The following is a 3,394-nucleotide window of genomic DNA, read 5'->3' as shown; positions in this document are numbered from 1 at the left end:
ATGCCCTTGTCCGCGCCGCCCAGCTCGAGACGCATCTCGCCTGCGACGCGGCGACGGGTCAGGGTCAAACCCCGGCCCAGATCGACCGGCGCGGTGGTGCCCAATGCGGCGGTCAGCATCTCTTGCGGTGTTTGCGGGTTGGAGACGAGGAAGCGGGCGCGCAGCGCGGCCGCCCCTTCTTCGCTCAGCGTGCGCCCGATCATGGCGGTCGCCCCGTCCGGCGTGACGCGGTAGATGCGCTCATTGGTGGTCGGAATGTCCTTCCAGATCGGCAACAAGAGCCCGGTCAGTAGGTAGAGCTTGGTCGTGGTGGTTTTCGGCAGGGACGCAGCCTCGGCATCCCAAAGCCGTGCGAACTCAGGCTTGCCGATCTCTTCCCAGGCCGAGGCCTCGAACCTTGTCTCCTCCAGATAGCTGGACCCGTTTGGCCGCACCGCCTTGCGCATCAGCGTGACAAAATCCTCGTCATACATCTGCATGGGGCGCGCCGAGATGAGCGCCGCGCGGCCGGAGGCGCGGTTGACCATGGGCAGCTTGTCGGGATTGCGCGACAGGGCCTCTTCGGCCCCAAGGACGTGGACCGGGTCGGTGACCTCCAGCCCGATGATCCGCGTCACGGCCCCAGATTTCGGGCAGGTCCAGAGATCCTCCGTGGAGACCTGCTCGATCTTTTCGCCACGCAGGGTTTCGACGCCGAAATCGAGCATGCCCGCCGCGCGCGCCCGCTCGGTCTGATCGGCAATCCGCCTCATGAACTCGCCAAAGAGCGCGTTCTGCATGTGGATGGGAAGGGCAAGCACCCGGTTGAGAAACCGCTGGATCGGGGGAAGCTCCTCAAGGAGCACCCCGTCCTTGTCGATCAGCCGCAGGGCCGTCCAGTCGGTGAAGCTCTCATAGCCCATCGCCTCGGCGCGCCCGGCGGCAAGATCGGCGAAATACCCACGTAGTGCGGCCCGCGCGATCGGGCTTTCGAGATTGTCCTCCTCCCGGAACATGCCTTGCGAGCCGGTCTCGCGCTGACCCTTGGTCAAGGCCCCTAGCTGGTCGAGGCGCTTGGCTATGGTCGAGGTGAAACGCTTTTCGCCATGCACATCCGAGGTGCAGACCCGGAAGAAAGGCGCGCTGACCTGGGCAGAGCGATGCGTGCGGCCGAGCCCCTGGATGGCCGCATCGGCGCGCCAGCCGGGCTCCAGCAGGTAGTGCCGCCGCCGTTTCTGGTTCTTCGCCGTTTGCGCCGCATGATAGGACCGGCCCGTACCGCCCGCATCGGAGAAGATAAGGATGTCCTTCTCACCGTCCATGAAGGCTTGGGTTTCGGATGAATTGCTGCTGGCGGCGCGCTTCTCGATGAAGAGGTGGCCATCGTCCGCCTTCAGAGGTCGGATCGACCTTCCGGTCACTTCGGCCACGGCATCGTCGCCAAAGGCCCAGAGGATCTGATCCAGCGCCGAAGGGATCGGGGCGAGCGTCATCAACTCCATCATGGCCGCATCGCGTAGGGCGAGCGCCTCGCGCGAGACAACGAGCGCGCCGGTCTCATCCCGCAAGGGTTCCGCCACCATGTTGCCGTCAATCTCCACGAGCTTTTGCGCATGAATCGGGAAGGCCTGTTCGAGGTATCCCAGGACGTAGTCGCGCGGCGTTAGCGCGCCCTCGACCAGCTTGTCCTCCGGGTCCATCGTCTCAAGCCGACGTTTCAGCAGGCTTTCGCCTGTAGAGACCACCTGAATGACGCAAGCCTTGCCCGCCGCCAGATCGTCCGCGATGGCGCGGATGATGGTCGGGGCCTTCATGCCCATCAGCAGATGATTGAAGAAGCGCTGTTTCGTGCTCTCGAAGCGGGACTTGGCCGAGGCGCGAGCAGCCGAGGCATTGGTCTCGCCCGAGGCATCGTTGACACCGGTCGCCGTCAGCGCCGCCTCGAGATTATGGTGGATGGTGCGAAACGCACCCGCATAGGCGTCGTAGATCTCGATCTGGGCAGCGGTGAGCGCGTGTTCGAGCACGTCATACTCCACGCCATCAAAACTGAGTGCGCGGGCCGTATAGAGCCCGAGCGTCTTGAGATCGCGGGCGACCACCTCCATGGCAGCGACACCGCCGCCTTCCATCGCCGAGACGAAACTCTCGCGGCTCGGGAAGGGGTATTCGGGCCCCTGCCCCCAGAGCCCCAGCCGCGCGGCATAGGCCAGGTTGTGCACGCTCGTGGCGCCCGTGGCCGAGATGTAGAAGACGCGAGCGCGGGGTGCTGCTAGTTGCAGCCGCACGCCAGCAAGGCCCTGCTGGGAGGGTTTGACCCCCCTGCCCTGCTCAGACCCTGCCGCGTTCTGCATGGCATGGGCCTCATCGAAGGCAAGAACGCCGTCAAAGTCTTCACCCATCCAGGCGAGGATCTGGCTCAGTCGCGTGGTGCCGCATTTGCCCGCGGACCGCAGCGTGGCGTAGGTGACAAAGAGGATACCGTCGCCCATCGGGATCGGCTGGTCCGGTTTCCATTTGGAGAGCGGCTGGATGTCGGCTGGCGAGCCGCCGAGATCGGTCCAGTCGCGGATCGCGTCCTCGATGAGCGTGGCGGATTTGGAGACCCAGATCGCCTTCCTGCGTCCAGCCAGCCAGTTCACAAGGATGAGCCCCGCGCATTCGCGCCCCTTGCCGCAACCGGTGCCATCTCCGAGGAAATAGCCGAGGCGATAGGCCCGTGCATTAGGGTCATCATCGGCGCGCGTCAGCTTGGTCTGGTCGTCATCGATGGTAAACTGACCGGGCAGGTCGCGCCCATGGGCGTCATGCGCCATGATGATGGTTTCCAGCTGTGCCTCGGAGAGATCTCCCTCCTCGATCAACCGGGCGGGCAGGCGCAAGTCATCACTGCCCGTGTTTGAGGGCATGGGCGGGGCAACCGAGGCCATGGCGATGCTTTCAACGAGCGGCGTGGGATGTTCCTGCGCATCCGCAATCTCGATCCGTTGCGGACGGTAGCGCGCATAGATGTCTGAGATGGGCATGTTGTTGCGCGGGGTCTGAAGGCTCGTGAAGCTGAGCGGACGGACGGCATTGGCCCTGGCTGTGGGGGCGGTGATAACACCGGCAAAGGTCTTGCGCGGGACAGATGATCGAACGGTCGGCCGAGCATGAGGGATCGCTTCAACCCGTTGGGCTGGGCTCATCTCGGTCCGTGTTGCGGCCACGGCATCGACATATGCCAAGGCTTCATCCAGATCCCGCACAGGGACGCCGATCATTTCGCCGTCCTCCTGCACCTTGTCGAAGACCATCAGCTGGGTTTCGACAGAGGTGCCGAGCTTGCGGTAGACCTGCCCCGGCATCGTCAACGCCAAGCGCGGCGTCAGGAGACCGCAGGCGCGTGACCAATGCGCGGCATCGCGTTCGGGCG

General features: G+C 64.7%; 1 protein-coding gene. It reads right to left on the bottom strand.

Annotation, left to right across the window (positions count from 1 at the left end; translation table 11 throughout):
- On the bottom strand, window positions 1–3,394 hold a 3,394-nt coding region (locus tag TRIHO_RS19920; protein WP_068247998.1), incomplete at both ends, for a strawberry notch family protein.

Source organism: Tritonibacter horizontis, assembly GCF_001518015.1.
Lineage (GTDB): Bacteria > Pseudomonadota > Alphaproteobacteria > Rhodobacterales > Rhodobacteraceae > Epibacterium > Epibacterium horizontis.
Note: the sequence above shows the minus strand (reverse complement) of the source record. Positions and strands in the feature narration are given on the sequence as shown.